This is a genomic window from Actinomadura sp. KC345, from assembly GCF_004348515.1.
Classification (GTDB): domain Bacteria; phylum Actinomycetota; class Actinomycetes; order Streptosporangiales; family Streptosporangiaceae; genus Spirillospora.
Window position 1 is genome coordinate 1 of the sequence record NZ_SMKH01000456.1, and the last position, 4,356, is coordinate 4,356.

Consider the following 4,356-nt stretch of genomic DNA (forward strand, 5'->3'; position numbering starts at 1 on the left):
GGGGTGCAGCGTCACATTGCGCGACCCCGGATCGGGCGGGGCGAACCGGGGCGGCTCCGGGACCGGAGCCGGGCCCTGCGCGACCTGGCGGAGCAGCCGCTCGGCCTCGCCGGGGCTCATCCGCCGGTCCGGGGCCTTGCGGAGGAGGCCCTGGAGGACCGGGCTCAGGGGCCCGGCGTGCTCGACCGGGTCCGGATCGTCCGAGAGGACGGCGGCCATCACGCCCCACACGTCGGGCCGGTCGTACGGGGGGCGGCCCTCGGCGGCGGCGTACAGGGTGGCGCCCAGGCCCTCACGCGCGATGACCTTGTCGAGGGCGTCGGCCCGGACGAGCTGCATCACGATCCACGGCCGCCCCTCCTCCTCCACGACGTCGTGGACGGTCACGATGCCGGGGTGGTCGAGCCGCGCCGCGGACCTCGCCTCCCGGAACGTCCGCGCGTACATCCGCGCGACCTGCGCGTCGTCGAGGCCCCGGGGCAGCGACACCTCCTTGACCGCCACCTCCCGGCCGAGCGTGCGGTCGCGCGCCCGCCACACGGCGCCCATCCCGCCGCGGCCGAGCACCTCGGCCAGCTCGTAGCGCCCCGCGATCACGTGGACCATGGGGGAAGACGATACCGATGCAAGGCGGACGCGTCGTCGGCTATTCGGGCCTCGCCGCCCGGCCCGCTATTCGGGTTCGCCCTCGCGGCTGGCGAGCAGCCGGCGCAGCGAGTCGAGCCGGGCCCGGCTGGCGTGCCCGTCGGCCACCCAGCCGTCCAGGCCGCAGTTCTCCCGCAGATGGTCGCAGTGCGGAGGGCACCGCTCGGCGGCGCCCTCCGCCAGGTCCTCGAATGCGCCGACCACGTGCTCGGGCTCGACGTGCGCGAGCCCGAAGCTCCGCACGCCCGGGGTGTCGATGATCCAGCCGTCGCCGCCGGGCAGCTCCAGCGCGATCGCCGACGAGGAGGTGTGCCGGCCCCGCCCGGTGACCGCGTTGACGTGGCTGACCGCCCGCTCGGCGTCCGGGACGAGCGCGTTCACCAGCGTCGACTTGCCGACGCCCGAGTGCCCGACCAGGACGCTCGTCCGCCCGGCCAGGTGGCCGCGCAGCTCGTCCACGTCGCCGCCCCGCAGCTCACCGCGATCGCCGCCGCGACGGGTCACGACGAACGGGACGCCGAGCGGCGCGTACTCGGCCACCAGCGGGCCGGCGTCGGCGAGGTCGGCCTTGGTGAGGCAGAGCAGCGGGTCCATGCCCGCGTCGTAGGCCGCCACGAGCTGCCGGTCGATCATGCGGGGGCGCGGCTCGGGATCGGCCAGGGCCGTCACGATCGCGAGCTGGTCGGCGTTGGCGACGACGATCCGCTCGAACTGGTCGGTGTCGTCGGCGGTGCGGCGCAGCGACGACGTCCGCGGTTCGACGCGGACGATGCGGGCCAGCGTGTCCGGGGCGCCGGACACGTCCCCGACGAGCGCCACCCGGTCGCCCACGACGACGCCCTTGCGGCCCAGCTCGCGGGCGCGCATCGCGGTGACGCCGCGCTCGTCGCCGGTTCCCTGGTCCACCACGCAGCGGTACCGGCCCCGGTCGACCGCGATCACGAACCCGGGTGAGGCGTCCTCGTGCGCGGGACGGCGGCGGGTGCGCGGGCGCGACCCGCGACGCCCGGGGCGGACCCGGACGTCGTCCTCGTCATAGTCGTGCGTTCCTCGTGCCAGTGGTCCGTCCCTGCTGTCAGGCGGGCGCCAGCATCGACGCCCACGACTCCGTGAAGTTCGGAAGAGTTTTGCCCACGGTGCCCGGATTCTCCACCTCGATGCCGGGAACGGCCAGGCCGAGGAGGGCCGCCGCCATCACCATCCGGTGGTCGTCGTAGGTGCGGACGACGCCGCCGCGCAGCGGCCGGGGCCGGACCTCCAGCCCGTCCGGCAGCTCCCGGACGTCGCCGCCCAGCCCGTTGATCTCGGTGACCAGGGCCGCGAGCCGGTCGGTCTCGTGGCCGCGCAGATGCGCGATGCCCGTCAGCCGGGACGGGGAATCGGCCAGCGCCGCCAGGGCCGTGAGCACGGGCGTCAGCTCGCCCACCTCGCGCAGGTCGGCCTCCAGCCCGGAGAACCCTGTGGAGCCGCGGACGGTCAGCCCGTCCGGCCCCAGGGACACCTCCGCGCCCATCGCGCCGAGCAGCCCGCGCAGCGCGTCGCCCGGCTGCGTGGTCTCCGCCGGCCACCCGGGCACGGTGACGCGCCCGCCGGTGACCAGGGCCGCGCCGAGGAACTGCGCCGCGTTCGACAGGTCGGGCTCGATCACCCACTCGCCGCCCCGGATCGGGCCGGGCGCGACGCGCCACACGTTCTCCTCCGCCTCGACCGCCGCGCCCGCCTCGCGCAGCATGTGGACGGTCATGGCCAGATGCGGCGCCGACGGCACCGGCGGGCCCTCGTGCCTGACCTCCACGCCCTTCTCGAAGCGCGGCGCGGCCAGCAGCAACCCGGACACGAACTGGGACGACCCGGACGCGTCGATCGTGACCTGCCCGCCGTCCAGCGAGCCCGTCCCCCGCACGGTGAACGGAAGCGCGCCCCGCCCGCCGTCGTCGATCCCGGCGCCGAGCGCGCGCAGCGCGGCGACGATCGGGCCCATCGGCCGCTCCTGGGCGCGCGGGTCGCCGTCGATCGAGACCTCGCCGAACGCCAGCGCCGCGACGGGAGGCAGGAACCGCATCACCGTCCCGGCGAGCCCCACGTCCACCCGCGCCGGGCCCGCCAGCTCGTCCGGCAGCACCTGCCAGTCGTCGAAGTCCTCCCCGATTCCCGCGCCGAGCGCCCGGAGCGCATCGGCCATCAGCTCGGTGTCACGGCTGTGCAGCGGCTGCGTGATGCACGTGGGCGCGTCGGCGAGCGCCGCCAGGATCAGCGCCCGGTTCGTCATCGACTTCGAGCCGGGCAGCGGCACGGTGGCGTCGACCGGGGCATGGGCGACCGGGGCGGACCAATGCGGAGTGGGCATGCCCCAAGGTTATCGGGCCGGGGGGCGTCCCGGCCGGGCGCTCACAGGGGGATGGACAGCAGCGTCCCGCCGCCGTCGAGCCGCACCTCGAAGCGGCTGATCTCCTGGCGGGTGAGGCCCGTCCCGCCCTGCATGACGAGCGGCTTGGGCTGGCCCGGCACGCCGTACCCCTTGTCCGGCACGCGCCAGCCCGCGACGACGCTGCGCTCACCGGTCCGGGACACCGCCTCCAGGTGGCACCTCAGCGGGCCCTTGACGCCGCGTAGCTCCAGGCCGACCTGTGTGCCCCACCCCTTGTCGACGAGCCCGACCGTGCCGGACGTGCCCGTGCTCGCGTTCCGCGCCTGGAACCTCTCGCCCGCGACGGCCACGGGCGGCCGCTGCTCCGTGACGGTCCCGTCGTCGCTCAGCACCGTCCCGACGCCGATCCCGGCGGCCAGCATCACGGCGGCCGCCGCCGAGCCGACGACGTAGGCGCCGCGGCGAAACCGGCGTTCCTCCCCCCGCCGGCGCCGCATCATGTCGATCACCGGCGGCGGAGGTGCGGACGGCTCGTCCCGGCCCCCCTCCGGCACGGGACCGGCCCCGCCGCCGAGCGCGGACAGGACCCCGGCCGTCCCGGCCATCTCGCTCAGCTCGGCCTGGCACATGCGGCACTCTCGCAGATGGGCCTCGAAGGCCCGCCGGTCGCCGTCTTCGAGAAGGCCCAGCGCGTAGGCGCCGACATCGGTGTGCTCGACCTGCGAACTCATGAGGTCACCCCCCTCTCCTCCAAGGCGACCCGCAAGGCGCGAAGCGCGTAGTACACGCGGGACTTGACCGTCCCCACCGGGATGCCGAGGTACTCGGCCGCCTGATTCACCGTACGATCGCGCAGCACCGTCTCCGTCAGCGCCTGCCGGTGCGCCGGGGACAGCGACTCCAGCGCCTCCGTCACCACGACCTTGCGCAGCAGGCCGTCCATCTCGTCCGCCATCGGGAGGTTCTCCAGGGGGCCGTCGCCGACCTCCGGCGGCCGGACCTCGCGCTGCCGCCGGTTGTCGATCACGATACGCCTGGAGACCGTGGCCAGCCACGGCATCAGCGAGGACGTGCGGTCGTCGAGCCGGTCCGCGCTGCGCCATGCCCGGATCATGGTCTCCTGCACCACGTCCTCGGCCCACTGGCGGTCACCGCCGGTCAGCCGGAGCACGAACGCGAGGAGCGGCCGATGGTACTCGCGGTAGAACTCCGCGACGATCTCCTCGTCGCTCACGGCCGAAGACGGCCGCGCCGTGCCGGGGCGGCGGAGCATGCTCCGCAACCCGCCGGTCTGGCGACCGGTCGATCCGGGAAATGCCATGGCCGGGGCGTCTCCGTTGTGG

Annotated in this window: 5 protein-coding genes; all 5 read right to left on the bottom strand. The window is 75.2% G+C overall.

All coding sequences use genetic code 11. From position 1 onward, the window contains the following. The coding region (locus E1281_RS37955; protein ID WP_165959288.1) for a protein kinase at nucleotides 1–606 on the bottom strand (606 nt) is incomplete at its 3' end. 66 nt (nucleotides 607–672) lie between these two features. Next, entirely contained in the window at nucleotides 673–1,704 is a 1,032-nt protein-coding gene (gene rsgA / locus E1281_RS37960) for a ribosome small subunit-dependent GTPase A (protein ID WP_131884535.1), read from the bottom strand. Nucleotides 1,705–1,720: 16 nt separating this feature from the next. After that, the gene (aroA, locus tag E1281_RS37965) at nucleotides 1,721–2,992 is read right to left on the bottom strand and encodes a 3-phosphoshikimate 1-carboxyvinyltransferase (protein ID WP_131884536.1); all 1,272 of its coding nucleotides are present in this window, start codon (nucleotides 2,990–2,992) and stop codon (nucleotides 1,721–1,723) included. Between the two features lie 41 nt (nucleotides 2,993–3,033). Further along, a complete protein-coding gene (locus tag E1281_RS37970) occupies nucleotides 3,034–3,744 on the bottom strand; it encodes a zf-HC2 domain-containing protein (protein ID WP_131884537.1) in 711 nt (236 codons plus the stop codon). Next, nucleotides 3,741–4,286, bottom strand: a complete 546-nt coding sequence (locus E1281_RS37975) for a sigma-70 family RNA polymerase sigma factor (RefSeq protein WP_131884538.1) — start codon at nucleotides 4,284–4,286, stop codon at nucleotides 3,741–3,743. Before E1281_RS37975 ends, E1281_RS37970 begins: the two co-directional genes overlap by 4 nt. Between the last annotated feature and the right edge of the window lie 70 nt (nucleotides 4,287–4,356).

What these genes read in the sequence shown, in the direction of transcription:
- aroA (WP_131884536.1), bottom strand. Translation starts at nt 2,992, where the DNA reads ATGCCCACTCCGCATTGGTCCGCCCCGGTCGCCCATGCCCCGGTCGAC.
- E1281_RS37970 (WP_131884537.1), bottom strand. Translation starts at nt 3,744, where the DNA reads ATGAGTTCGCAGGTCGAGCACACCGATGTCGGCGCCTACGCGCTGGGC.
- E1281_RS37975 (WP_131884538.1), bottom strand. Translation starts at nt 4,286, where the DNA reads ATGCTCCGCCGCCCCGGCACGGCGCGGCCGTCTTCGGCCGTGAGCGAC.